The sequence below is a fragment of the Methylomicrobium lacus genome, assembly GCF_041897535.1.
GTDB classification, from domain to species: domain Bacteria; phylum Pseudomonadota; class Gammaproteobacteria; order Methylococcales; family Methylomonadaceae; genus Methylomicrobium; species Methylomicrobium lacus_A.
This window is the reverse complement of the sequence record NZ_CP169217.1, coordinates 3,715,098-3,739,296: the sequence shown is the minus strand read 5'-3', so window position 1 is coordinate 3,739,296 and position 24,199 is coordinate 3,715,098. Positions and strand designations below refer to the sequence as shown.

At 56.7% G+C, this 24,199-nt stretch carries 22 protein-coding genes; 14 read left to right on the top strand and 8 right to left on the bottom strand.

Going from position 1 to position 24,199, the window contains the following annotated elements; genetic code table 11:
• The first annotated feature begins 141 nt into the window (after positions 1-141).
• Positions 142-1,821: a bifunctional UDP-sugar hydrolase/5'-nucleotidase gene (locus tag ACEPPP_RS16725; protein WP_374088500.1), complete on the top strand. Its 1,680-nt coding sequence runs from the start codon at positions 142-144 to the stop codon at positions 1,819-1,821.
• On the opposite strand, the gene ACEPPP_RS16720 is transcribed toward ACEPPP_RS16725, so the two are convergent.
• Positions 1,810-2,661, bottom strand: a complete 852-nt coding sequence (locus tag ACEPPP_RS16720; protein WP_374088499.1) for an aldo/keto reductase family protein — start codon at positions 2,659-2,661, stop codon at positions 1,810-1,812. The genes ACEPPP_RS16725 and ACEPPP_RS16720 overlap by 12 nt on opposite strands.
• Positions 2,662-2,914: 253 nt before the next feature.
• On the opposite strand from ACEPPP_RS16720, the gene ACEPPP_RS16715 reads away from it, so the two are divergent.
• The 4 genes from ACEPPP_RS16715 to ACEPPP_RS16700 are packed head-to-tail and all read left to right on the top strand — an operon-like array spanning position 2,915 to position 8,391.
• On the top strand, positions 2,915-4,174 hold the full coding sequence (locus ACEPPP_RS16715) for a hypothetical protein (RefSeq protein ID WP_374088498.1): 1,260 nt from the start codon (positions 2,915-2,917) through the stop codon (positions 4,172-4,174).
• On the top strand, positions 4,155-4,730 hold the full coding sequence (locus tag ACEPPP_RS16710; protein WP_374088497.1) for a hypothetical protein: 576 nt from the start codon (positions 4,155-4,157) through the stop codon (positions 4,728-4,730). Before ACEPPP_RS16715 ends, ACEPPP_RS16710 begins: the two co-directional genes overlap by 20 nt.
• Positions 4,727-7,522, top strand: a complete 2,796-nt coding sequence (locus tag ACEPPP_RS16705) for a hypothetical protein (RefSeq protein ID WP_374088496.1) — start codon at positions 4,727-4,729, stop codon at positions 7,520-7,522. Before ACEPPP_RS16710 ends, ACEPPP_RS16705 begins: the two co-directional genes overlap by 4 nt.
• Complete coding sequence (locus ACEPPP_RS16700) at positions 7,519-8,391, top strand: hypothetical protein (RefSeq protein ID WP_374088495.1); 873 nt, start codon at positions 7,519-7,521, stop codon at positions 8,389-8,391. Before ACEPPP_RS16705 ends, ACEPPP_RS16700 begins: the two co-directional genes overlap by 4 nt.
• A 5-nt stretch (positions 8,392-8,396) precedes the next feature.
• Here the strand turns inward: ACEPPP_RS16700 and ACEPPP_RS16695 are convergent, their stop codons facing one another.
• From ACEPPP_RS16695 to ACEPPP_RS16685, 3 genes are all read right to left on the bottom strand, one after another.
• Positions 8,397-9,044: a class I SAM-dependent methyltransferase gene (locus ACEPPP_RS16695; protein ID WP_374088494.1), complete on the bottom strand. Its 648-nt coding sequence runs from the start codon at positions 9,042-9,044 to the stop codon at positions 8,397-8,399.
• A gap of 4 nt (positions 9,045-9,048) precedes the next feature.
• Entirely contained in the window at positions 9,049-9,630 is a 582-nt protein-coding gene (locus ACEPPP_RS16690) for an HdeD family acid-resistance protein (RefSeq protein WP_374088493.1), read from the bottom strand.
• A gap of 324 nt (positions 9,631-9,954) precedes the next feature.
• The gene (locus tag ACEPPP_RS16685) at positions 9,955-12,366 is read right to left on the bottom strand and encodes a putative bifunctional diguanylate cyclase/phosphodiesterase (RefSeq protein WP_374088492.1); all 2,412 of its coding nucleotides are present in this window, start codon (positions 12,364-12,366) and stop codon (positions 9,955-9,957) included.
• 183 nt (positions 12,367-12,549) lie between these two features.
• Between ACEPPP_RS16685 and ACEPPP_RS16680 the strand changes: the two genes are divergently transcribed.
• Complete coding sequence (locus ACEPPP_RS16680; protein ID WP_374088491.1) at positions 12,550-14,496, top strand: Clp1/GlmU family protein; 1,947 nt, start codon at positions 12,550-12,552, stop codon at positions 14,494-14,496.
• A gap of 11 nt (positions 14,497-14,507) precedes the next feature.
• On the opposite strand, the gene ACEPPP_RS16675 is transcribed toward ACEPPP_RS16680, so the two are convergent.
• A complete protein-coding gene (locus ACEPPP_RS16675; RefSeq protein WP_374088490.1) occupies positions 14,508-15,509 on the bottom strand; it encodes a helix-turn-helix domain-containing protein in 1,002 nt (333 codons plus the stop codon).
• 222 nt (positions 15,510-15,731) lie between these two features.
• Here ACEPPP_RS16675 and ACEPPP_RS16670 point away from each other — a divergent pair, with 222 nt between their 5' ends.
• The gene (locus tag ACEPPP_RS16670) at positions 15,732-16,172 is read left to right on the top strand and encodes a hypothetical protein (protein ID WP_374088489.1); all 441 of its coding nucleotides are present in this window, start codon (positions 15,732-15,734) and stop codon (positions 16,170-16,172) included.
• An 11-nt stretch (positions 16,173-16,183) separates the two neighbouring features.
• On the opposite strand, the gene ACEPPP_RS16665 is transcribed toward ACEPPP_RS16670, so the two are convergent.
• Together ACEPPP_RS16665 and ACEPPP_RS16660 are read right to left on the bottom strand one after the other, a co-directional pair.
• On the bottom strand, positions 16,184-16,852 hold the full coding sequence (locus ACEPPP_RS16665; protein ID WP_374088488.1) for a response regulator: 669 nt from the start codon (positions 16,850-16,852) through the stop codon (positions 16,184-16,186).
• Between the two features lie 2 nt (positions 16,853-16,854).
• Positions 16,855-18,216 (bottom strand): histidine kinase, encoded by a 1,362-nt coding sequence (locus ACEPPP_RS16660; protein ID WP_374088487.1) that lies wholly within the window; start codon positions 18,214-18,216, stop codon positions 16,855-16,857.
• A gap of 231 nt (positions 18,217-18,447) precedes the next feature.
• On the opposite strand from ACEPPP_RS16660, the gene ACEPPP_RS16655 reads away from it, so the two are divergent.
• Positions 18,448-18,882, top strand: coding sequence for a regulator (locus ACEPPP_RS16655; RefSeq protein ID WP_374088486.1), 435 nt, complete (start codon positions 18,448-18,450; stop codon positions 18,880-18,882).
• A gap of 30 nt (positions 18,883-18,912) precedes the next feature.
• Positions 18,913-19,422 carry a DUF3280 domain-containing protein gene (locus ACEPPP_RS16650; RefSeq protein WP_374088485.1) on the top strand — a complete coding sequence of 170 codons (510 nt, stop codon included), beginning with the start codon at positions 18,913-18,915 and terminating at the stop codon, positions 19,420-19,422.
• 34 nt (positions 19,423-19,456) lie between these two features.
• On the opposite strand, the gene ACEPPP_RS16645 is transcribed toward ACEPPP_RS16650, so the two are convergent.
• Positions 19,457-20,167 (bottom strand): autoinducer binding domain-containing protein, encoded by a 711-nt coding sequence (locus ACEPPP_RS16645; RefSeq protein WP_374088484.1) that lies wholly within the window; start codon positions 20,165-20,167, stop codon positions 19,457-19,459.
• Between the two features lie 397 nt (positions 20,168-20,564).
• Between ACEPPP_RS16645 and ACEPPP_RS16640 the strand changes: the two genes are divergently transcribed.
• The 5 genes from ACEPPP_RS16640 to ACEPPP_RS16620 all read left to right on the top strand — a co-directional run bounded on the left by ACEPPP_RS16640 (position 20,565) and on the right by ACEPPP_RS16620 (position 23,724).
• Entirely contained in the window at positions 20,565-21,248 is a 684-nt protein-coding gene (locus ACEPPP_RS16640) for a class I SAM-dependent methyltransferase (protein WP_374088483.1), read from the top strand.
• A gap of 145 nt (positions 21,249-21,393) precedes the next feature.
• Positions 21,394-21,879: a YbhB/YbcL family Raf kinase inhibitor-like protein gene (locus ACEPPP_RS16635; RefSeq protein WP_374088482.1), complete on the top strand. Its 486-nt coding sequence runs from the start codon at positions 21,394-21,396 to the stop codon at positions 21,877-21,879.
• Between the two features lie 364 nt (positions 21,880-22,243).
• Positions 22,244-22,372: a hypothetical protein gene (locus ACEPPP_RS16630; RefSeq protein WP_374088481.1), complete on the top strand. Its 129-nt coding sequence runs from the start codon at positions 22,244-22,246 to the stop codon at positions 22,370-22,372.
• A gap of 13 nt (positions 22,373-22,385) precedes the next feature.
• Positions 22,386-23,081: a CTP synthase gene (locus ACEPPP_RS16625; RefSeq protein ID WP_374088480.1), complete on the top strand. Its 696-nt coding sequence runs from the start codon at positions 22,386-22,388 to the stop codon at positions 23,079-23,081.
• 61 nt (positions 23,082-23,142) lie between these two features.
• Positions 23,143-23,724: a peroxiredoxin gene (locus tag ACEPPP_RS16620; protein WP_374088479.1), complete on the top strand. Its 582-nt coding sequence runs from the start codon at positions 23,143-23,145 to the stop codon at positions 23,722-23,724.
• Positions 23,725-24,199 lie beyond the last annotated feature (475 nt).

Below are 24,199 nucleotides of genomic sequence, written 5' to 3'. Positions count from 1 at the left end.
CCGAAAACAATGTTATTTTTTGAATCACTCTCGGCGATTAAGTTCTTTTTTCTACGTGACCAATAAGCGAGCTTAATCATTTTATCGAGAAAGTTGTGTTATCCCTATAAATCATTCGCATCACAACAAAAAGGAAGAACGATGAATCATTTGAAATGGGGCGGGCGTATTTTGTTCATCAGCGCCGTGGTCTGCGCTGCAAGCTGCTCCCGGATAGCAAAGCCCGGCGCTGCCGCACCTACTGAAAATAATATGCGCGAGGCGCATTTTTCGATTTTGCAGGTGAACGACACCTATAAGGTCGAGGGGCTCGAAAACGGCCATGTCGGCGGCTTTGCCCGGCTGCGCACCTTGCGCCGCCAGCTTCAGCAAGGCGGCAAACCCGTATTGATGCTGCACGGCGGAGACTTTCTCTTTCCCTCGATCATGAGCAAGTATTTGAAAGCCGATGCGATGATCAGGGTTCTGAACCTGATGGACGGCGACGCGTCGGCATTCGACGACGACATGGTCGTCGTATTCGGCAACCATGAATTCGACGATCCCGATCCCGGCGTGCTGTTGGGGCGCATCGCGCAGTCGGATTTCGCCTGGCTGTCTTCGAATATCCGCTACCTTTCCTCCGAACATTCATCCGGCGTTCCCTTCTCGAAGCGGCTCGGCAATGTCCATGACGTGCTGATCAAGGAGTTCGACGGCGTCAAGGTCGGCCTATTCGGCATTACGCTGGACATCAAGAAGCCGCCCTATGTCGGTTTCGATTACGCGCTGGGCGCCCGCCGCGCCGCGATCAAGCAGGCGATCGCCGACTTGAAGGCAAAAGGCGCCGCCGTGATCATCGCCCTCACCCATCAGGATTTCGATCAGGATCAATGGCTGGCGCGCGAGTTTCCCGAGGTCAACCTGATCGTCGGCGGCCATGAGCATTTCTATATCGAAAAAGCCATCGGCAACACCTGGATTACCAAGGCCGACGCGGATAACAAAAGCGCCGTGATCCATGATGTCCGAGTGTCGCCCGACGGCAGGGTCGAAACGAGTCACCAAAAAATCGACCTGGACGACAAGACCGCAAAAGACGCACAGGTGGATGCCGAAGTCGGCAAGCAACTGGACCGCTTGGCGCAAGCCTTCAAGAAACAAAACAAGGATCTGAACCAGGTCGTGGGCCAGACCCGCTATTTACTGGAAGGCGTCGAGCCGGCGGTACGCGGCCGGGAAACGGCGCTGGGCAACTTTCTGGCCGATGCGATGCGCGAGCGCATGAAAACCGACATTGCGTTCATCAATGGCGGCGCCATTCGGATCAACGACAACATCCCTCCCGGTCCGATCACGGCTTACGACATGGAAGGCCTCTTTTATTTCGACAACGAACTGGTCAGTTTCGAACTGTCCGGCGCGCAATTGCTCGAAGTCCTCAAAAATTCTGTATCCAAATCCCATCTCGGCGACGGCCGTTTTCTGCAGGTGTCCGGGCTGCGTTTCAAGTACCGCGCCCAGCAAGCGAACGGCGTTTATGCTTATGCGATCGACCCTGCCGATGTTCAGATCAAGCCGCAAGGCGCTTCAGTCTACACGCCGATCGACCCGAACAAGCGATATCGGGTCGCGACCGTCGATTTCATCTGGGAAAAAGGCTTTAGCGACGGCTATGCGATCTTTGCGAAGGGCGACGGCAAGTCGAGCCCGCCGCGCCTGGACAACGGGACGGCCGTCAGTTTCCGCCAAGCCGTCGAGGAAGCGATCGGCAATCTGCCGAATAAAACCGTGACGAACCGGATTGAAGGCAGGATCATCCGGCTTGAATCAAACCAGTAGACGGTCGATCGAATCGCACTCCCCGGTCGTGAGTTCAAAATCGAAAATCGCCAGGTCTTCCCGCATGTGCTGCTCGGATGTGGTGCCGGTCAAGGGGATAATGCCGCTTTGAGTCAAGAAGCGGAAAAACACCTGCGCGCTGCTGCGGCCGTATTTGGCGGCCAGGGATTTCAAGACCCTATCCGCCAGCACGCCGGGGTTGGCGGTCAGCGTCCAGAAGCTTTGATAGAGGATGCCTTGTTGCCGGCAAAAATCGCGCAGGGAGCGATCGTAAGCGGTGTCGGCATAGAAGCGGTTTTGCAGCACCGCCGGTTTGACCGCGGCGGCATCGTATAAAAACGCGAGCGTCTTGAGTTCGTAACAATTACTAATGCCCAGTTGTTTGGCAAGCCCGTCGGCAAAGGCCTTTTCCATCGCCTGCCAGACTTCGAGCAATTGCTGCCGGTTTGCCAGCGGCGAATGCAGGACCAGGCAATCCAGATAAGACGTTTGCAGATTTTTTAACGAGCATCGAATCGATTGCGCGACCTGATCGCTCAGGCCGGCATCCGGGTCATAGGGAATTTTTTGCGGATCCTGGCCGTCGCGCGGCGTGAACTTGGTTTGCAGGTACAGGTCTTCGCGCGTCACGATGCCTGCCTGCATGCACGCGGCAATCCCTTCGCCGACACCGGCCTCGTGATAATGCTTGGGCTGACAGGCGGTATCGATACCGCGAAAACCGGTGCGAATCGCCTTTTCGACCAGGGCGGCGGTTTTTTCCTGCTTCCAAGCGGTGCCGTAAACGATCCGCGGCATCCTGACGCCGAAAACGGAACGTACAAAATTCTCAGGGCTCATAAATACTCCTGGGCAAAAACAAAGATCGGATGGCTTGCAATGGATCGTGTTTGGGCATGTCTCGTCAGATACCCCATTTCCTGTTTGTTATTGTTTATTTTACAGCGATAACGATTACCGTCGCGGAAAACTCCTGCATCGCGTCCTCTTTTCAAAAACAACGCGTCTCCTCCGTTCTCGCGCCGAGCCCTACCGCCGATTGAACATGCGTTATAATCACTCGTTAAAGTTTTGATCAGACCTGACAGATTCCATGATTAACCCTCGCAGCCTAATTAGAGCGCTCGATAAACACTGGGAAGCCATCGAGCGCATCGTTGCGCTGGGGCAAGAGCAAATCGCGTATGAACGCAACGAGTTGCTGGCGCTGCTCGAAAAAGTCTATGTCCACGAAAGCGGCGAACAGCGCCTGGAGCGTTTGCAGCAGATGGTCAACACCGAACTGCTGATCCCGATGTCGCACAGTAATATGCTGCAACTGAACGACACGGTGCGCCAGTTCGTCGGTAGCCTGCTGCACGAGCATGAGCTGGGCTTGTCCGATATTTTGAAAGCCCGCATCGTCGATATCAAGGACGGCCTGGAGCAATTGCATCGGGCGCTGGACGAGCATGACATGGCGGCGCTGCAACGCGGCGCGGTGCGCATCGATAATCAGCTGCGGCAAATCTTGCAGCAACTGGACCAGGACAGCCATGCGATTCAGGCGATCGCCGAGCGCGCGAAGTCGGCCGACGAACGCATGCCGCTGGCCCGGCGCTACCGGGAAGTGCTGGAGGCTTTCGACCGCTATATCCTGCCGATGACCGATTTGATGGATACCGGCGCCGGCGGCAGTTTTTATCCGCTGCTGGAAGAGGCCGGCCGCACCCTCGATGCCTTGGCGCAAAAGCTGGCGGTTCAGGGCGGGCTATACAGTCATCAGTTGATGCTGCGGCAGGTAGGATTCCGGGTCAAGGATTTGCGCAACCAAGGGCGTGAAACCTTGAAGCACTGCACGAACACCCTGATGCCGCTGCGCGAGGAGATGCGCCGGCATAACCATTTGAGCGCGGCGATCGCCCTCCTGCTCGGCGAGGTGCGCAAAAAAGGCCTGCGCCGCGCGTTGCCGGCCGATCGTCTGCCGCTGTGGCGAAAGGAACGCGGTTTTTTGGTCGCGATCGGGCCGGAACTGCTGACGCTGATGGAACAGGCGCGCGGCTATCGGGCCAAGGGGGTCGAGTTTCCGGAAGCGATCGGGGAAGCCTCGGACATGCCGATGGAACGGGTCGACGAGGACGCCATTCGCGCCCATCTCCAGCAAAACCTGCCGGTGACCGATTTGCTGAGCTGGCTTGGCGAACATTACGGGCATTATCAGGACGTGACTGTGCTGCGGCTTTATCATAAACTGATTCGTTTACCCGACATCGAGGCGACGCCGAATCCCGAGGAAACGCGCATCACGTTGAAGCGGGTCGCGATACGGCTGCACAGCCACCGCATGGAAACGCATGAACATCAAATTAAGTGAACTCGGCCGCCTGCAGGATTTGTTCAAAAAACTGAGCGCCGGCAGCCATATCAATCATCAACAAGACAACGAACTGTGGGTCGATCTGGAAATTCAGCGCGATGCCTACCAGGCGCTGTTCGCCGCGCTCGGTTATGAACTGACCGTCGACAGCCGCGGTTTTGCCTATTTCAACACCGACCAGGCGTCTTCCTATACCGGCAAATTGACGCGGCGGCTGGCCCTGCTGCTGATGCTGCTGTTCGAATATCAGGCCGATCAGGGCGCGCATCTGTTTCAGTTTCAGCAATGGCGGCTCGACGGCACATTGCTCGAAAAGCTTTGGCAGACTTATCGCGCCTTGCTGGAAGCCGAGGAGATCGGCACGGCCCAAGCCTTGAAAGAAATTTGCGACAGCGCCACCCGCGTCGGCTTTCTGCTCGCCGAAGACGGCGCCTACCGGCTGCTGCCGGCCGTGCACCGCTATCTGGATTTGTTCGAGGAACTCGCGCAGGCGGAGCGGCACGAGGAGGCATTTGCAGACACGGAAGACGACGCACCGGAGGATAACCTTTGAGCCTGCTGAACTATGGCTTTCAAAAACTGGTGCTGCTGAACAGCGCCGGTTACAGCCGCGCCGAATTGCCGCTGGACGATTCGGTGTCGCTGATCGCGCCGAACAATACCGGCAAAACCAGCCTGATCAATGCGCTGCAGTTTCTGTTGATCATCGACCAGCGCCACATGGATTTCGGCGCGCACACGGTCGACAAATCCCGGCGCTTTTATTTTCCGGACAACAGCGCCTATATCCTGCTGGAAGTGCTGCTGCCTTCCGGCATGGCGGTGATCGGCTGCGTCGGCAAGGGCCTGAGCCACGACTATGAATATTTCGCCTACCCCGGCGCGCTGGACCTCGGCGATTACCGGCTCGATGACGGCCGTCTGGTCGCCCAGCCGCAACTGATCGCGCGCCTGTTCGAGCGCGGCAAGGCGGCCAGGATTTATCCGCAGGCTGAACTGCGCGCGCTGTTGTACGGCAACCGGCAGAAGCAGCGCGCGGACGAGCCCGAATTGACGATATTCCCGCTCGAGTTCAGCTCGCAGGCCGCCACCTATCAGCGCATCCTGACCCGCACCCTGCGCCTGGACCGGCTGGACAGCCGCGATGTCAAAAACTATCTGCTGGAAATCTTCAAGAACGACCTGCAGGACCGCCAGGTCGATTTCAAGAGCGAATGGGACAAGTCCTTCGCCGACGTGAATTACGACAAGGCGCAGTACGACGCGGTCTTCCGCAACCGGACCCTGATCGCCGCGATGGCGGAGCAGCAGCAGGCGCGCCGGGCCTTGCGCGGACGGCTGCTGCGTTGGCGGCCGTTGATCGAACAGGGCTTGCAAGACTGGGAAGCCTATTTCAGGAACACGCTGAACGCCATCAAACAGCGCGCGGAAAACGCGGAGAAAGACCTCGAAACACTGGATAACCGCCAACGCGCGATTTATAAGGAACAGGCCGAAACCGAAAGCGAAAATAAGGCGCTCGCCAAAGCCGAGCAGCATTTTCAGGCGCTGACGCTGCGTTTTCAGTTCGTCCGCGATGCGGAGCAATTGCTCGAAAGGCGCCAGCAATTGCAAGAACAGCGCGACGAGTTGATGCGCCTGATCGGCAACGCGGAACAGCAGACGTCCCCGGAGGCCCTGCAACGCCAGATCGACAAACTCGGCCGGGAAAAACGCGAGTTCGAACAACAGCTCGCCGCGATCGACAACAACCTCTATCTGCAATTACAGCAATGGCTGTCGGCGGACAGCTTCGAGGCGCTAACCCGTCTGTTGGCCAAACCGGTATTGAGCCTGCAGGTGGGCGACGGTCAGGCGGCAACGCTGACCGACCCCAGCGCATTGCAAAACTTTGCCGCGCAACTGGAAGATAAACTTGCGGAAAACCGGCTGCATTTGCCCGGCTTCACGCTCGACCTGTCGTCCCTGCAACCCAATCTGACGCTCAAAACCGCGCAGGAATTGGGCGCCGAAATCGCCGACAGCGAACGCCAGGCGGCCGAACTCGAACGCCTACTGAAAACGGTGCAAACGCTGGCCGAACAAAAGCAGCAGCAAAAGGCGCTGGAAAAGCAGCTCAAGGACCAAGACCAGGAGATCAAGGACTATCAGGATTTGCTCCTGCTGAAGGACACGGCACCGGACCGTCAACGGACGCTCGCGGCACACCAGCAAAAACTGGACGCGCTGCAAACCGAGGAAGCCTCGCTGAAGGAGCGCAAGAAGCAGCTTTCCGAACAACAGGAAGCGATTAAGTCCGAGCAAATCCTGCTACACGGCCAGCACAAACGCATCCACACCGCGCGCGAACAACGCCTGGACCAGCAGTCACCCTTTACATTTTTGTCCAATCTGCCGCACCTTCCCTGCATGGACGCGGCGGAACTGGCGATGCGCGAACTGGCCGACCGTCTGGAAACCTATAACGCCGACTGCAGACGCCTGCTGCTGATCGACGACGAACTGGAACGCCGGCTGACCGCCCTGCACCGGGAGGGCATCGACAAGTTCCAGACGCAGGATTCCGCCGAAAAGGAACTGGACGCCTTGTTCAATTACACCGCAGAACTCGGCCAGGAACAGGCCGCGATCGAACGCAAGGCCCGCTCGGCCGTGGTCCAGGTCGCGGCGATTCTGCGCGATTTGCGCAACAGCCTGGACACCTTCAAGCGGCGGATGCACGAGTTCAACAAGAAAATCAACCGCCGCCAGTTGTCCGACCTGAAGGTCTTCAAGATCGAACCGCGCGACGAAGACGCCCTGGTCAGGGCCATACAAACGCTGATTTCGACCTCCGAGCAGGTCGAGTCCGGCAGCTCGTTCGACCTGTTCGATCACAATGCGGTGCTCGACGACAAGGAACTGAATGACGCGAAAGACACCTTGATCAGGGAAGGCGAAGCGCGCGGCGACTTGCGCGTCGAGCACCTGTTCCGCCTGGTGTTCAGCATCGCGAAGGAAAACCAGACTCCGGCCGAATACGAGGACATCGACAGCGCCGCCTCGAACGGCACCGTGCTGATGGCCAAGCTGATCACGGGACTGGCGATGCTGAACCAGATGCAGGACCCGCGCAAGGCGATCAAGACCGCCTGCTATCTGGACGAAGCGGCGTCGCTGGATCAGCACAACCAGCGTAATCTGATCGAAACGGCCGCCGAATTCGGCTTCTCGCTGATTTTCGCCTCGCCCGAGCCGCAAATCACCGCGCGCTATTGCGTCCCGATCGGCACCCACAACGGCAGGAACCACATCAGCCGGCTGAACTGGCAAATCCTGGAACCTCTCGACGAGGGCAGCGAATGAATGCACTGGCCGAAGCGCTGAAGCGCCTGCTCGACAGCGACGAACCCTTGACCGCATCGGCCTTCACCCCGCATCAACGCAAGCAACTGGAACAATTCGCACTCAGCACACGGCTGATCGATATCGGCAAACAGGGCCGCGGCACCCTTTACCGAATCGTCAACCGGCCGAGTGTGATCGCTTATCTCCAACAGCTACAGCCGCTGGCTGAAGACGAATTGCCAGACGCTATCCCCGTGCGCGGCAAGAATATCGGCACGCATCGCGACAGTAAAAAAGGCAAATCGGGACACGAGTCCTGCTATTTGCTGATCAAAGCCTGGGACAAGCAGGTGGTTTGGCGACAGGCCGGCAAAACGCTGAATCCTGCGGAACTGACCGAAAACTTCGGAGTCGCCGCTTTGCAAATCGGCCGCGATGCCGGCTGGCATAGCAACCGCCCCTTGCTGTTGGTCGAAAATCAGGCCCTGTTCGATTGCTGCGACTGGCTACCCGAGGGCTTCAACGGCAGCCTGGCCTATTATGCCGGGCAATTGCCGGACGTGCTCCTGCAATGGCTGGCGGCTGAGACGCGCACGGACGAGGTGATCCTGTTTCCGGACTACGACGGCATCGGCCTGGCGAATTATGCCCGCCTCATCGACGCCCTGCATCCGGCCACCCGCCTGCATTTTTACTGGCTGCCGGATTGGCAAGACAAGATCGCCCGCTTCGGCAATCAGGGCGCCTGGTTAAAGACCCGCGTTCAATTCGAAGCGGCGATCGCAAAGCTGGATGCGATGCAGGCGTTAACCGACGATTTCAAACAACTGGCCTCGTTGTCGCAACGCCACGGCAAGGCGCTGGAACAGGAAGCGATTTGGCTGTGAACATTTTATGACGGCTTACGCGCGCTGTACGTGGACACGGTGCCGGCCAGCGTCGCACGCTGAGACGTTTCTTCCACATCGATGAATCCCGCATCCTGGAATATCCGCGGCAGCAAGCCCTGTATATTCTCCATCAGTTCTTCGGTCCAGCGCAGCACAAACGAAACCGATAAACAATAAGCGGTATGCGGTTTGCCGAAATCGAGAACATGCAATTCGCCGCCGGGGCGCAACACGCGAAAAACCTCGGCCGACGCGCGGCGTTTATCGGCATGGGTCAGATGATGCATCGCGAAACTGCACAACACCCGGTCGAAAGCGCCATCGGGATAAGGCAGACGGACGGACGTGGCTTCATGTAAAGCGATTGTGACGCCTGCATCCTGCACCTTGCGCCGGGCTATTTTTAAAATTTCGGTGTCGATATCGATGCCGATCACCGTAGCCTCGGCATGTCTTTGTTTGATCAGCAAGGCGAGCGTGGCGGTGCCGCAGCCCAGGTCCAAGACCTTATGCTGAGGCCGTATCTCTGCCTGCTCGATCAGCCGTTCCTTCAATTCCCTGTCGGGGAGCGTCCAGTTGGTGAGCACATCGAAGTAGGGTGTCAGCCAGCGAAAATGCATGGCGGGGATGAAGCGTGTTTGCGGTTTCATAAAGTTAACGAATTTCCTTGTGATGCAGGCTGATTTTAACCAGCGCCCATCCCAGAAAAATCATATTGATGCCCAAAAGCAGACCCAGCAGCCACTGCGAAGTTTCAGACCAACTGATCGAGATGATCAGCGCAAAAACCAGGGCGGTCATGCCGCTGAACAGCATCAATCCCCAGTTAGGCAAAGGACGCATCATGAAAGCCAAAGAAATTTTGGCAATGCCTTCAAAAGCAAAAAACAGCGCCATCAACACAGTCAACGTCAATACGCCGGCGGCGGGTTGCGTAATGAACAGGTAGCCCACGACTAGCTGCAAAATCCCCATGAAAAGCCAGACGGCGAATCCGGGCATCGCGGAAAAGACAAGGGCCCGGCCGATGTGAACGGCGCCGCCGAACAGGATGATCCAGCCCAAAAAAATCACGATGGCCACGGTAAAGAACTGGGGAATCAGCACCGCGCAAAGCCCCAGCAGAATAAAAAGGATGCCTTCCAGCAAAAACAATTTCCAATGCGTCTGAAAATAATTCAGCATTTCTTGCCGCAGGCGTTGAATGTCGCTATCGATATTTTCTGGTTTGTTCATGCATCCCCCTGAAATGATGGGCAATTGATCAGAAATCCTGCTCGGACGGGATTCGAAGCTCGCCTGCCCATTGCGACGAAAGCCGCATCCGCCGATGCCCGCCCCTTTTTCTATGACCGTAAATTGCGAGGTTCTGCTCAAATCGAAGCGGGGTGGGAGCGGTTTGCAACCGCGACTCAAGGCCGCGTTTTCAGGGCTGCCCCCCCCTGGTCGCGCTTGTAAAGCGCTCCCACGGGGATGCTTTCTCGATGAGCTAAAGCATCTACCCAAGAAGTTATTTGTATCCAGTTCCTAAAAACGTCAGAGGATTAAAAACATACAAAGTCAGTGCTGATAGCTGGAAAGCGGATGGCGTTTATTGACCATATCATCCAATTGACTATGCATGAGATTGGCAAACTCTTTGGCGGGTAAAGGGCGACTTTTGATATAGCCCTGATAGGTATCGCAATGACGTTCGCGCAAGAATGCCAGCTGCTCCGGCGTTTCTACGCCTTCCGCCAGGACTTTTAAGCCCAAGGTATGGCCCATCGCGATGATGGTGGCGGCGATTTCCATGCCGTCCTTGCTATAAGGGATATCGTCGATAAAGCGCTTGTCGATTTTCAACACATTCAGCGGGAAGCTTTTCAGATAGGCCAGAGAGGAATAGCCGGTGCCGAAGTCGTCAATGGCCAGCCGAATGCCCTGACTGCGAAGGCTGTCGAGAAGCTCCATCACGTTATCCTGATTTTCCATGATGCCGCTTTCGGTTATTTCCAATTCCAGTAGCTGAGCCGGAAAGCCGCTTTCGGCCAGTACGGTAGCCGCCAAGGCGTTAATGTCGCAACGCTTTAACTGGTATGGAGAAATATTGACCGCCAGGGTTATGGGCGGTAATCCGGTCACCAGCCAATACTGACCCTGGTTACACGTTTCCCTCAGCACCCACTCGCCAATCTCTTCGATCAGACTGGTTTCTTCGGCAATGGGTATAAAGCGAGCAGGCGGAATGAGGCCTTCGTTGGGGTCTATCCAGCGCACCAATGCCTCGGCGCCGACAATGAGGCCGCTGGCAATATCGACCTGGGGTTGATAGTAGACGCAAAGCTCCTGCTGTTGAATCGCCCGGCGCAAACGGGCTTCCAGCTCGATGCGCTCGCGCGCGGCAATCGTCAGGTCTTCGGAAAAATAGGCAAAGCAGCCACGCCCCTGGTCTTTGGCTTGATACAACGCCTTATCGGCATGATCCATCAGTATTTCGAGGCTGTCGCCGTGTTGTTGATAAAGGCTGATGCCGATACTGGCGCCAATCCAGACGTCATGGTTTTCACTCAACGTAAAGGGTTTGCTTAGTTCCCTGATGATATCTTCGGCAACCCGGGAGGCATCTTGCGGATTGACGATGTTTTCCAGCATGACGATGAATTCGTCACCCCCCAGACGGGCAACCATGTCTACGTTGCGCAAGCGATTGGTAATTCTTTCGGCGACTTGCTGCAATAATTCATCGCCTGCCTTATGCCCCAATCTGTCGTTGACCGCCTTGAAACGGTCCAGATCCAGCATCAGCAAGGCCAGGCGGTTCTGTCCGGCGCGCCGTTCCACTTCAATACAGTGCTTCAGCCTGTCCCTGAGCAGCAGGCGGTTGGGAAGCTTGGTGAGCGGATCGTAGAACGCCAGACGTTTGATCTCTTCCTCCATCGCCTTGCGCTCGGTGATGTCGATACGCATGCCGACGTAATAAACGACCGCGCCGGTGAAATTCTTCACCGCCGTGACGAATAACCACGACAGATAAATTTCACCGTTCTTGCGCCGCTCCCAGATTTCCCCTTGCCAGTTTCCGCTGCGGTCGACGCTCTCCTGAATGGCCTGATAAAAATCGTCCTCATGACGCCCGGATTTGAGCAAGCCGATGCCCCGCCCCACCACATCCTCCGGCGTAAAGCCGGTGGATTCGGTGAAGGCATTGTTGATGCGCAAAATCACATTGTTGGCATCGGTGATGACCAGCGCTTTCTGTGACCACTCGAAGGCGATCGCGTCTATCTGGCAGTTTTCACCCGCCAAGAGCACGAGCGAAACCAGTCCCAGGGATGCCAACACGGCGCACACGGTACGCAACGACTGCACGGAAGGGTCAAACAAGGAAAACGCTAGAAATGGGGTTGGCGGACTCAGATCCGGCTGAAACAGCATGAAGGAGGACGCGCCGTAACAGACGAATACCAGTCCGAGAATCAGCAGCCAGCCCGCTTTGGGTCCTGTCCTGTCCCGCTTTGTCAGCGTGAGCACGGTGGCGAACAGCGCAATACCCGATAACAAGGTCGCAAAGGCGACGACAAATAGACGCAAAACGTCCAGCAACTCGTCAACGGAAGCCGACGAACTCAGTGCCAAGCCGGCCAACATCAGGCTCGCCGTACCGAACATCCAGGGTTCGGATAATCGAAACGAACGAAATATCTCGTTCCAAGTACGCCGGGTAAACTCCAGCAGCGGCACATAGGACGTTAACATCAAGATGCAGCTAGACCAGGTCAGCCACTCGATCGGATTCTTCAAGCGCTGCATTTCGAAAAACTCCGCCATCCCGTGCAGAATGCTAAAGGACGCCAGCAGCGACAGGTGTGCCGCGAAACTCCATGTCGTATTATACTTTGGCAGCATATAGACGATGATGAACAGCATGAAAAAAACCACGCCATAGACCAGGAAGTCATAACCCAAAGCTTGGAAATTCCAAAAGCTCAATCCTGCTCTCCTATAGAATCAAATGTTGTGAAGACGGTGGTGTTTTAGATAACGGCAACAAAGCATCGCAGCATGTAAAAGACACTCTAACATCCTAGTTGTTGCAATTGGTTTTATTACTTTAAAAATAGTCCAATTTGGCAGCTTACGCCGAACTAGCTTTTAAAATGAGTTTTTCAAGACATGAACAATCCCGCGCCCTTGCCGTTATTACCCTATTGCCCTGCAAGCCTCGCCGCACAACTGCTGACCGGCCGGCACAGGATTTTGCTTTATGGCGAGGCCGGTATCGGCAAATCCACCTTGACGGCCGAACTCGCGCAGAAATTCGCCGAAAGCAGCCTCACCTGTTTCTGCCTCAGCGCCGATCCGGGATCGCCCGGCTTCGGCTTGCCTGGCACGGTGTCGCTCGGACAGTGGCAGGAATCCGGCTGGCAAGTGCTGGCCTTTGAAGCGCTTTGCACGCTGGATGCCGGCCGCTTCCGCCTGCCGCTGCTCTCCGCCGTGCACAGGCTGATCCAAAAGACTCCCCCAGGCCTGCTACTGATCGACGCTCCCGGCGTGGTCCGAGGCGTTGCGGGTGCGGAACTGCTGACCGGCATGGTCGAGTTGCTGGAGATCGATACCGTCTTGATGCTGACCCGCCAGTCGAAACCGTTCCCCTTGATGAAGGAACTGTCGTCGCTCGGCGTCCCTATCCTCCAGGTGCATGCCCACCCCGAGGCCTGCCGTCCCGGCCAAAAGGCGCGGGCGCACCGTAGAACCCGGCAATGGCAAGCTTATCTTGCCGATAGCCATCAGCTAACGTTCCGCCTTGCCGATCTTCGATTGATCGGCGCACCGCCGCCGATCGATGTCCCGGATGCCTGGGCGGGGCGCCAATGCGCCTTCATCGCTGAAGGCCCAACCGCCAGCCTCGGAGAGATCGTCTCCCTGCAAGCAGGGATGCTGCAACTTCGACTGCCGATGGCGGCGGCAACCACCGAAACCCTGCTGATGCGTGATGCGGTCAGCAATAAAAGTGGCCTGCTCGTCAGCGCCGCGCCGTTTGCATCCGGCAATCTGCAATTCATGCCGCCTCCCGACGCGATGCCGTATCCGACGCCGGATTACGCCGGAGGGCCGCGGCCGGCGGTCAAATTGCGCGGCATGTACGCCACGATGATCAACGGCGTCTTCGGCGACCCGCTGCTGCATCTCAGGCTGCATCAGCAGCAACGCAGCCTGCTGTTCGACCTGGGCGACTCGGGCAGATTGCCGACCCGCATCGCCCATCAAGTCAGCGATGTTTGCATCAGCCATGCCCATATCGATCATATCGGCGGCTTCCTGTGGCTGCTACGCTCCCGGCTCGGCGATTTTCCAAGCTGCCGGATTTTCGGACCGCCAGGATTGATCGGCCATATCGAAGGCATGATCGCCGGCGTCCTGTGGGATCGCATCGGCGATGCGGGGCCGCGTTTCGAAGTCGCCGAAATCCATGGCGACCGGCTGCGGCGGGCCCGCCTTCAGGCCGGTTGCAGGGATGCTGTCGAGCTCCCCGAAATTCGGCTTACTGGAGGACTGATCGTGGACGATCCCCAATTCTCGGTCCGCACGATCAGCCTGGATCACCACACGCCGGTACAGGCCTATGCCTTCGAGAGCAAGGCCAAATTCAACGTCGACAATAGTGTTCTGAAAGCCTTGGGCCTGACAGCCGGCCCCTGGCTGAACGAACTGAAGCGGCTTGTCGGCAGTGGCGACCGGCGGGCGATGATACGGCTGCCCGATAACAGCCTCCGGGAGGCCGGCGAGGTGGGCGAGCGCCTGCTGACCGTCACGCCCGGCGAAAAACTGGTCTATGCGACCGATCTCGCCGATACGGCCGCCAATCGCGCGGCGCTGACAGCCCTGGCGCACAAGGCCGACTTATTATTCTGCGAATCTGCCTTTCTCGAAGCCGATAGCGAACAGGCCCGGAGGACAGGCCATCTGACCGCAAGTGCCTGCGGCGAGATCGCGACCGAGGCCGATGTCAAACAACTGGTGCCGTTTCATTTCTCAAGGCGTTACGAAACCAGGCCCGAAGCCGTTTACCGGGAAATCGCTGCCGTCTGTTCCCGCGTCGTCATGCCGCCGATAAAATAGCTGAGGCCTGCCTATTCTTGCTGCTGAACTTCGAGACGCCTGAATTCGCGCGGAGAACAGCCGAACTGCTGTTTGAATGCGCGGCTAAAATGCGCCGCATCGTTAAATCCCCAGCGAAACGCGATATCGGAGAGTCGGTGGCCGGCATAAACCGGATCCAGCAGTTCCTTCCGGCAATGCTCCAATCTGCGCTGCCAGACATAGCGCATCAGCGAAGTCCCTTCCATTGCAAACAGGTCGTTGATATAACGCGGCGACAAGCCTGCGTAGCCGCTAATCCGGCGGGTATCGAGATCAAGATCCCGCAGATTCTGTTCAATAAAAGTCTTGATCGCGTTAAGCGAGACCGCCCGGCTTCTGGACAGGTTAAAGCGAGCCGGACGCACCGAGCTGACCGCCAGAGTCAGCAAGTCCAGCGCTTGCTCGGAAAGGTGGGGGAGTTCGTGGGCTTGCAACGCGTCGGCTTGAGCGGCCGAAGCGCGCAGGAAATTTGCCGCAATAAAGCCGACGCCCCTGTCTCCCGGAATGCGTAATGCCGTACAAGCATCTATCCCGGCAATTCTATCCCTCAACACGGTCCGGGGGATGGAAAGAATCAGCTTGGTAAAGGCGCCGGGACACTGGATGCGATGGGGCCGGGTCGCGTCATAGAGGGTCATATCGCCGGGCTGGAGTGACACTTCGCGTCCATTTTGCTCCAGCCGGTAGTCGCCGGAAACCAGCATCACCGCGAAATAGGCGTCCTGGCTGTTCAAGTGCGGCTCCCTCGGCAAGCGCTCTAACGCGATCGCACTGGATTGAATGGTCGACAATTGCAACCTCCCCCACGGATAAATACTCAGGTCTTGAGACAGCTCGGCCTTCGAGGGCGAGGTGATGTCGACATGGGCGTATTCCCTGCATATCACCTCACGCAACCAGTCGTATCGGTCACGCGGCGGAATGGCGTTTGTCGAAAGTTTGAGACAGCCTCTGTCGGCGTTAACCGCCAGTTTGGGGGGCAATGGGGTCATAGTCACGGCCCAGACCTCGCTTAAGAAAAGGGTTGTTGGTCAAAACGGATGTTTCGAATTGTGAATAACGTCGGCGATGTAACCGCAAAAACCGCCGTTTCAGCCAAGTTTTGCTTCCGTTTCACACCAGCGCTAAACACTAAAAATCCTGATAATAAAAACTGATCCGCCGTAAAGCCTTAACCGCTCGGCATAACATTCAAAAAACTCAAGGACAACACGATGGAAGCCTTACTGACCCACACCGCACCGCGTATTGCACTGACCGCCGCCGGCATTTTTTTCATGGCGGGCCTGCTGACCGGTTTATGGAAATATTTATGCATGCGGCGGCACCCGCAGGCCGAAGCCCCCCACTATGTCAACACCGCCCATCGCGCCGCGCTGATGTACGCCTTCTCTGCCCAATTGCTTGCCGTTTTCGCCGCAACCAGCGCATTTTCCGATCGCGTGAATACCGTCGCCGTGATCTTTCCCCTGCTCTTTTTTGGCATCGCCATCGGCCACTATATCCGGCTTGGCCTGAGCTCTCACAGCAACAACAGCTTGCGGGATTCCGCCGACAAAGCCAAAGATTATTTTATCCTGAATCTCCTGGCAGCCGCAGAGATCGGCGGCTTTTCGGTGCTGTTATCCGGCTTTTTTCTGCGCTTAGGGTCTTGATGCAAACGGGCCTATTCGCTTGCGCTTGGTCCCGAACCCGACAACTCCAGTAGATTGATCACATTCAACCGGATCGCCAGCCGCGTCAGTTCTATGTCGCTGGTTACACCGAGTTTGCGCTTGATCAAATAATGGCAATTGCAGACCGTTTTCGGACTGATGTTCAGGGTCTGCGCAATGTCATCGATCGATCTCGCTTCGACCAGCAGGCGCAGAATCTCGAATTCCCGCACCGTCAGCGTCTCCAGGGCCATGCGGTCGCCGCCCAGTTTTTCCAGCGCCAGCGCCTGGCCGATGTCGGCGCTCAGGGTATGGCGGCCGGCATGGACTTCGCCAATCGCGCGCAGCAGCACCTCCGGCGCACTGCTTTTGGTCACGTAGCCCAAGGCGCCGGCGCGGCTCGCCTGCACCGCGAAACTGGGGTTCTGGTGCATGCTGAACACCAGGATCTTCGCCTCCACACAGCGTTGTTTGATACGGCCGATCAGATCCAGACCGCTGCTTCCGGGCAGGGAAAGATCCGTCACCACGACGTCGGGACTGCATTCCTTGAACAGCTGATAGGCCTGAACGGCATCCGCCGCTTCCGCGACCACCCGCAAGCCGGGTTGCTTTGCCAGCAGCGCCCGGTAGCCTTCGCGGACGATGGCGTGATCGTCAACCAGCAAAAGAGTGATCATCGTCATGCCTGAGCCACGGCAAGTGGGTCTATAGGCAGCCCGACTTCGACCCGCAAGCCGTGCGGCTGGACGATGGCCAGCGCCAGGTGGCCCTGCAACGCTTCGACGCGCTCCCTGATGCCGAGCAGGCCGATGCCCGGACCCTCGGCGAAGGGCAGCGCGTCGGCGATGCCGTCGTCCTGGACCGTCAGAGTCACCCTGTCTGAATTCACGGTCAGCGTCACCTCGGCATGGGCGGCCGCCGCATGTTTGGTGATATTGGTCAGGCATTCCTGGGCGATACGGAACAGCGTGACCGCCTGCGGCTCAGGCAGCGCGGCGCAATCGCCGACGATGTGCAGTTGAAAACGGGTCTGGCTTCCGCTATGGCTATTCCATCCTGCCACCAGGCTGTTCAGACTGGCGGCAAGCCCCAATTCATCGATCTCGGCGGGACGCAAGCGCCCCAATAGTCCACGCACATTGCCCATCATGCGTTGGCTGATGCGGGCAATTTGATCGGCCTCCTCCACCAAGGCCGAGCCCTGTCGTTCTGCGGTCTGGGCAATGGAGGCGGCGACCGCGCTGATGGCCGCGAGGCATTGGCCGAACTCATCGTGCAGTTCCCGCGCCAGATAGCGGCGCTCTTCTTCCTGCAAATTGATCAGCTTCACCGCGAGCTTTTGGCGTTCTTCAAGCAGTTGCTGCTGACTGGCCGCGAGTCGATTGATCGCGGCCGCGGTTTGCTGCCATTCGAGCAGCTCGAACGGCGGCAGGCGGTAAGCCAAATTGCCTTTTCCCATCGTTTCAAGGCCTGCGACAATGATGCCAGCCGGCCGCAACGCCCGCGCGATGCTCAGGTAAACCAGGGCGCAAACCGCCAACACGGTAACCGCAGACAGCCCCAACAGGCCGCGGATATTGTCCCAGGCCTGCGCGATGTCCATCTCGGCGCTGGGCGTAACCGTCAGCGCGCCATACACCCGCTGATTCAATGCGATCGGCCGGCTTATTTCCAAACCGGGACTGAAAAGCCGACGGTAAAACGTCTCGAAAACCGCCGGCCATCTGTGCTCGGACGGCTTTGCGCCGTTGCAGAGGCTGTAGGGAGCCGCGGCGTCTGCCGCCTCGAAGCGGACACAAACCCCGGGCACGCCGGCGGTCTGCTTCCATAGCGTGAAATCCGGAAACTGGCGGGCATGGCCGAAGCCGGCATCGATGCTCAAAAGCTGAAATTCCAGCTGCCTGCCCAGGGACTCTGCGGTGACCTCTGTCTTCTGTCGGGATTGCAGGTCGCTGCGATACAGCACATAGGCGGAGGTGGCCAACAGGCACGCCAGGGCGACAACGACGATACGGAACAGTAAATGGACTTGTAGATTCATGGTCAAGCCTGCCAGGCAAATGATCCGGCGCTAGCTGCATTCTAAGGGACGCCAGGCGCTCTGCAAAGCGGCATTTTCATGCCCGGGCAAATTGCCCGTGCTTTGCGGGCAAATATCGGCTTACCGCTGAGCCCTCATGCCATAAACTGCTTCCTGCCCGGAGTCGATTATCGACCCGATGCCATCGAAAAGACTCCATCCCCAGCCCCTAACAACGACTAGGAAAAACCCATGACCCAACACCTATTTGACAACGCGAACATCCCATGGCAATGCTTAGACAATATCGAGCATTTGCATTATTCGATTCTCGACATCGACCGGCAGAACAAGATCGTTGACGTCGTTTTCAGGTTTGCCGCAAACCGGCAGATCGTATTGCACCGGCACAAGGTCCTGAACAAAACCTTCGTGATCCAGGGCGAGCATCACCTGTACGAAGCCGACGGCAGGCTCAAGGAAATCAGGCCGGTCGGCAGCTACACCTCCAGCCTGCCCAGCGACGAGCCGCATCGGGAAGGCGGCGGCGATGAAGACGCGATCGTCTTTTTCAGCATACGCGGCAACGATGGCGTGTTCTACGAGATTCTGGACGATGACTTGAACGTCATTGCGACGCTCGGCATGCAGGACTTCATCGACTTGTACGCGGCCCAGACGCGGTAATCTTTGCCCCACACCTTTGAGGAGAATACCATGAACCGTCCGACGTTAACGCGAATCCTCCTGTCCGTCCTGTTGCTGGCCAGCCATACAGGGCAAGCCGCAACGCGCATCGCAATCCTGAGCTTTGAATTGAACGATATGACCTCCCTGCCCAATACGCCCGAGGAGCAACGGCGCACCGCATCGATGCGGCCGTTACTGGAACAGGCCCTCGGCAAGGCGGGTGATTACGAAATCATTCAGATTCCCGCCGTAGACCAAGCCGCCGCCAATTCGGGCTTCGGCTATTTGTTCCGCGTGGATGAACTCGCCGCCAAACTGGGCGAGCGGCATGGTGCCGACTGGGTGCTTGTCGGCCAGCATAGCAAACCCAGCTTCTTGTTTTCCTATCTGCTGGCGAATTTGATTGACGTGAAGAGCCAGGCGCTGGCCGCAAGCTATGCGATTGAACTGAAAGGCAATCACGAAAAAGTCACCCAACGGGGCATCGACTCGCTTGCCGATAAGATTCAGGCATCGATCAACAAACCCAGTCTATAGATTTCGTGCTGCCTGCCCTACCCCATCATGCCGCCTACAATAACCCCAGCAGCGCCGCCTTGACTGCCGCTGCCGTTTTGTTGGCGGCATTCAGCTTAGTGACGACATTATTGATATGAAAATTGACCGTGCGCTCGGTAATACGGAGAATGCTCGCGATCTCGCTAGCCGTCTTGCCGTCGGCCGTCCAGCGCAGCACCGAAATCTCGCGGTTTGACAATTTCACTTGGCTTTCCGGCATCAGTTTCGGCGCCAAGCAGCGCGACAGGCCGGCGTGCGCCACCTGGGTCAGCCAGGCCATTTTGAATGTCTTCGCCGACAGTTCTGTGGCAGAGATCGGCTCATCCGAGCGCGCCAGCGTTAACATGCCTGCCGTGCCATGGAAATCATGGATGGCTTGCGCCCAGCCATAACGCAAGCCATGGGAGCGCGCCTCCTCCCATAGTTCACCCGCTGGACTAAATAGCTCATCCGTCCAGATGACAGGCAGGAGCGAACGCATCGCGTGATGTACGGTCGGGTCGACCGCAAGATAATCTTTGGCTTGATATTGCGCTTGCCAGGCCGTCGGATAATTATTGAGCATGACGGTTTTGGGCTGATTAACCGGGATCGGCATACGCAAACCATAGGCGCAATAGTCAAAGCCCAGCTCCTTGCTGAAGGAAAGCAGGGTTTGAAAAAGCTGCTGCTCGGACTGAATGGACTGCAATGCTTGAAGTTGATTCTCTTGCCAGGTGTTCATGGATGGCGTCGCTTACCAATATCGGATTTTACGAGTGGATCAATGATGAGGCCGGTGACACGGAGCGAAACAGAGGGTAACGAAGCGTAGAGGCAAAGCTTGGTCAAATGCTTTTTCGAATGCACGCCCAGCGGCATCAATGCCATTAAGTTAAGAGCAGCTTCGCTCCTTCTCCCTCCGGGAGAAGGTTGGGATGAGGGGATCAAAATAAAGTATTTTTCCTTATTTTTGATCCTCCTCACCCCAACCCTCTCCAGCAGGAGAGGGAGCTTTCTTCTTAACTTAACGGCATAACCTGTCATTATTCACAGTTGTTTCTGGTCACAAAATCCAGTCTAATAAGACCTTCAGGATAGAATATCCTTATTCCGCCGAACTGCACAGGAGGATCATCCCGATGGGTTTTACACTCGCCAAAGTCGTACCGTGGGGACGTTCATATGACGAATACGTCCGCATGTTCAGCCTGACCGAGGCCGATCTTGGGCTTCGCATTCTTGGCTGCGGCGACGGTCCGGCGAGCTTCAATGCCGAACTCACCCAACGCGGCGGCACTATCGTCTCGATAGATCCGGTCTACGTTTTTGACGCAGAACAGATCAAGAACCGTATCTCCGACACGTATGATACCGTGATGTCGCAAATGGTCAAAAACCAGAGTGATTACGTTTGGGAAGCCATTCCCTCAATCGAGCGGCTCGGGAGTCTTCGGATGTCGGCGATGGAAATCTTCCTCGCCGACTTCGAGGCGGGCAAGCAGGAAGGCAGATATATCCCGGAGGAGTTGCCGTCGCTGCCTTTTGCAGATGAAGAATTCGACATCGCCTTGTCGTCTCATTTCCTGTTTTTATACAGCGCCCACTTGTCAGCCGCGTTTCATCTTCAGGCTCTCCGGGAAATGCTGCGCGTATCCTGCGAGGTGCGCGTGTTTCCCTTGCTGATGCTCGATGGCACGCCATCGCCTCACCTGGCTTTCGTGAGTGAAAGTCTTGCAGGCGATGGCTTCGAGATTGAGGTCAAGCGCGTAGCTTACGAGTTTCAGCGCGGAGGCAATGAAATGCTGGTTATCAAGCATCTCTAGCGCGGGACACAACCGGACTTGCTCAAACCCACGTTCCACGTTATCTATCTCATTTTAACCCGCAAAGGAAATGACTATGCTTCACCCTCGCATCCCGTTCATTATTGGTTTTTTCTTGGCTTCAACGGCAGCGCACGCAGGGAGTTTGACACTTAAAAGCCCAACCCTCAAGCCTGGAGCGACCCTGACTAAGGAACAGGAATTTAACGGATTTGGCTGCGCGGGAAAAAACCAGTCGCCTGCACTCAAATGGACGGCCGGACCGAAAGGCACCCAAAGCTATGCGATTACGGTGTATGACCCTGACGCACCCACGGGATCGGGCTGGTGGCATTGGGTGGTTTACAATATCCCCGCGCAGGTGACCGAACTGGCGGCCGGCGCTGGCGATGCAACCGGAAAGCTGCTGCCGGCGAATGCGATCCAAGGCCGTACGGATTTCGGCACGCATGAATTCGGCGGCGCCTGTCCGCCAGTCGGCGATAAGCCGCATCGCTATATTTTCACGGTGCATGCGCTCAAGATTGAAAAAATCGATGTCCCGGCAGAGTCGTCGGCTGCGTTAGTCGGCTTTATGATTCATGGCAACTCGCTCGGAACAGCCAGTTTCACGGCCAAGTATCGGCGCTAACACATGAGTAAGCATCATCATTTTCATGTAGCACTATGAGCACCCTCACCGTTCGTCAAGCCGTTCTATCCGACCTTGAAGCACTCGCGCCTCTTTTTGATGACTATCGCCAGTTTTACGGCCGCCCAAGCGATTTGCAGGCGGCAACAGCGTTTTTGTCGGCGCGCTTCAATCATGGCGAGTCGGTCTTGTTCATTGCGCATGAAGGCATTCACCCTATCGGTTTTGCCCAGCTCTATCCGAGCTTTTCATCGGTAGCGCTGGCGCGGACATTTGTACTGAACGATCTTTTCGTTTGTGAGAGCGCCCGCAGAAAGGGGGGGCGTCAAAACTGCTGGCCGCCGCCATTGACTACGCGAGAGCATTGGGCTCGGTTCGCGTTTCGCTGTCAACGGCAACCCACAATGAAGCGGCCCAAAGCCTTTATCAATCCGCCGGCTGGAAGCGTGACGAGCAGTTCCTGGTCTACCACGTTGCCCTTCCGTTCCCTTAGGACACCCAGGAAAATGAATTGCACGGTTAAATCAATTGCCTTGCTCGGTGAATACACATCGACATTTCCGCCCCACGCTTACACGAATGCGGCTATCCAGCATGCCCAAGACCTGTTGGAACTGGAAATAACAGCGAACTGGGTTTCAACCGAAGACATAGGGCTCAAGCTGTTCGAACATTATGCGGGCATCTGGATTGCGCCTGGAAGCCCCTATAAAAACATGGAGAAAACGCTATGGGCTATTCGTTACGCCAGGGAAAACAACATTCCCTGCTTCGGCACCTGCGGCGGGTTTCAGCATATGGTGATCGAGTATGCCCGGAATGTCCTCGGTTTCAAGGACGCGCAGCATGCCGAATACGATCCCTACGCTTCAAACCTTTTCATTTCTGAGCTTGCTTGTTCGCTGGCCGGACGCGAAATGCGGCTGAGTCTTGCGCCGGGTTCGCGGATAGCGGCAATCTACGGCGTGAGCTCGGCGCAAGAACACTACTACTGCAACTTCGGAGTCAATCCGGATTACGTGGATGCATTGCAGCAAGGACCCTTGCAGGTTTCCGGCTCCGATGCCGAGGGTGAAATCCGTGTGATTGAGCATCCCGAGCATCCATTTTTCATCGGCACGCTGTTCGTGCCCCAAATGCGCTCTACGCCTGAAAGGCCGCATCCTCTGGTTAGCGCTTTTTTGAAGGCTGTAGGGCTGTGAATGGGTTTTGACATGGGGCGACGGAAATATCCTGGCTACCAAAATCCTAAAGAGAGTGAAAATGCCAAATCATAATGAACTGCCCAAAGATTTTCTTCGCAGCATCCCGAATGACCTCCCCGTTCCGCTTGATGATGGCGCCTGCGACCATCTGGAAGGGCTGATGCTTCCCTCGGTCAACCTGCCTGTAACGACTGGCGGCACCGTCAACCCTTCCCTGCTTAGCGGTTGGATCGTGATTTACTGTTATCCGATGACCGGGCGGCCGGGGCGTGCGATTCCTGACGGCTGGGTTCAGATACCGGGAGCCGCAGGCTGTACTCCCCAAGCTTGCTCCTTCCGTGACTATTATCGCGAGTTGTTGGCTTTGAATGCGACTGTATTCGGGATCAGTACTCAATCCCCGGAAGATCAGCTTGAAGCCGCGAACCGCCTGCATCTTCCATTCGGTCTATTGAGCGATGCCTCTTTTCAGTTTGCCCAAGGACTGCGCTTGCCGATGTTTGAAATAGACGGCATGCGTCTGACCAAGCGCGTGACGCTGATCGCCAAAGAAGGGAAAATCCGGAAATGCTTTTATCCCATATTTCCGCCTGATAAGAACATAGAGGACGTACTCGCCTGGCTACTGAAACATGTTTGATCCGTCCAGTACTTTCCCTCATACGCGGGACATTACCGAAGATCATTTACTTGTCGACTTGATGACTGTCCAGGTATATGATGTTTCCAGCCGGAACTTGCAGATAACTCTGAAAGCTAGTCCTTTCCCGGGCCGCGTGACGAGAGATTTCCAGTTCCTGCTTCAAAAGCCGCGCCTTACGTGCTAACGGAAAAAATCCTGCTATTGTCGTAGAGGCGGTCTTTGTTCTTCGATCTGACAAGCCTTATTAGGAGGTGAATAACATGAAGGTCAAAACGCATTTAAAAGCTGGTTTACCGCCTGGCCCTTGCTAAAGCCGGCAGCCGCCTCAGGGATGAGGCGGCGTTCTCTCAAACAGGCCAATGTAGCCATTACTTTGAAAACCCGATCCAGCATTTATTGAAGAGGTTGTCCGATTTTCCGGTGCCGGCTCCAAGGAACCGCTGCTAGAATCGGAGTGACATCGGTTGGACGC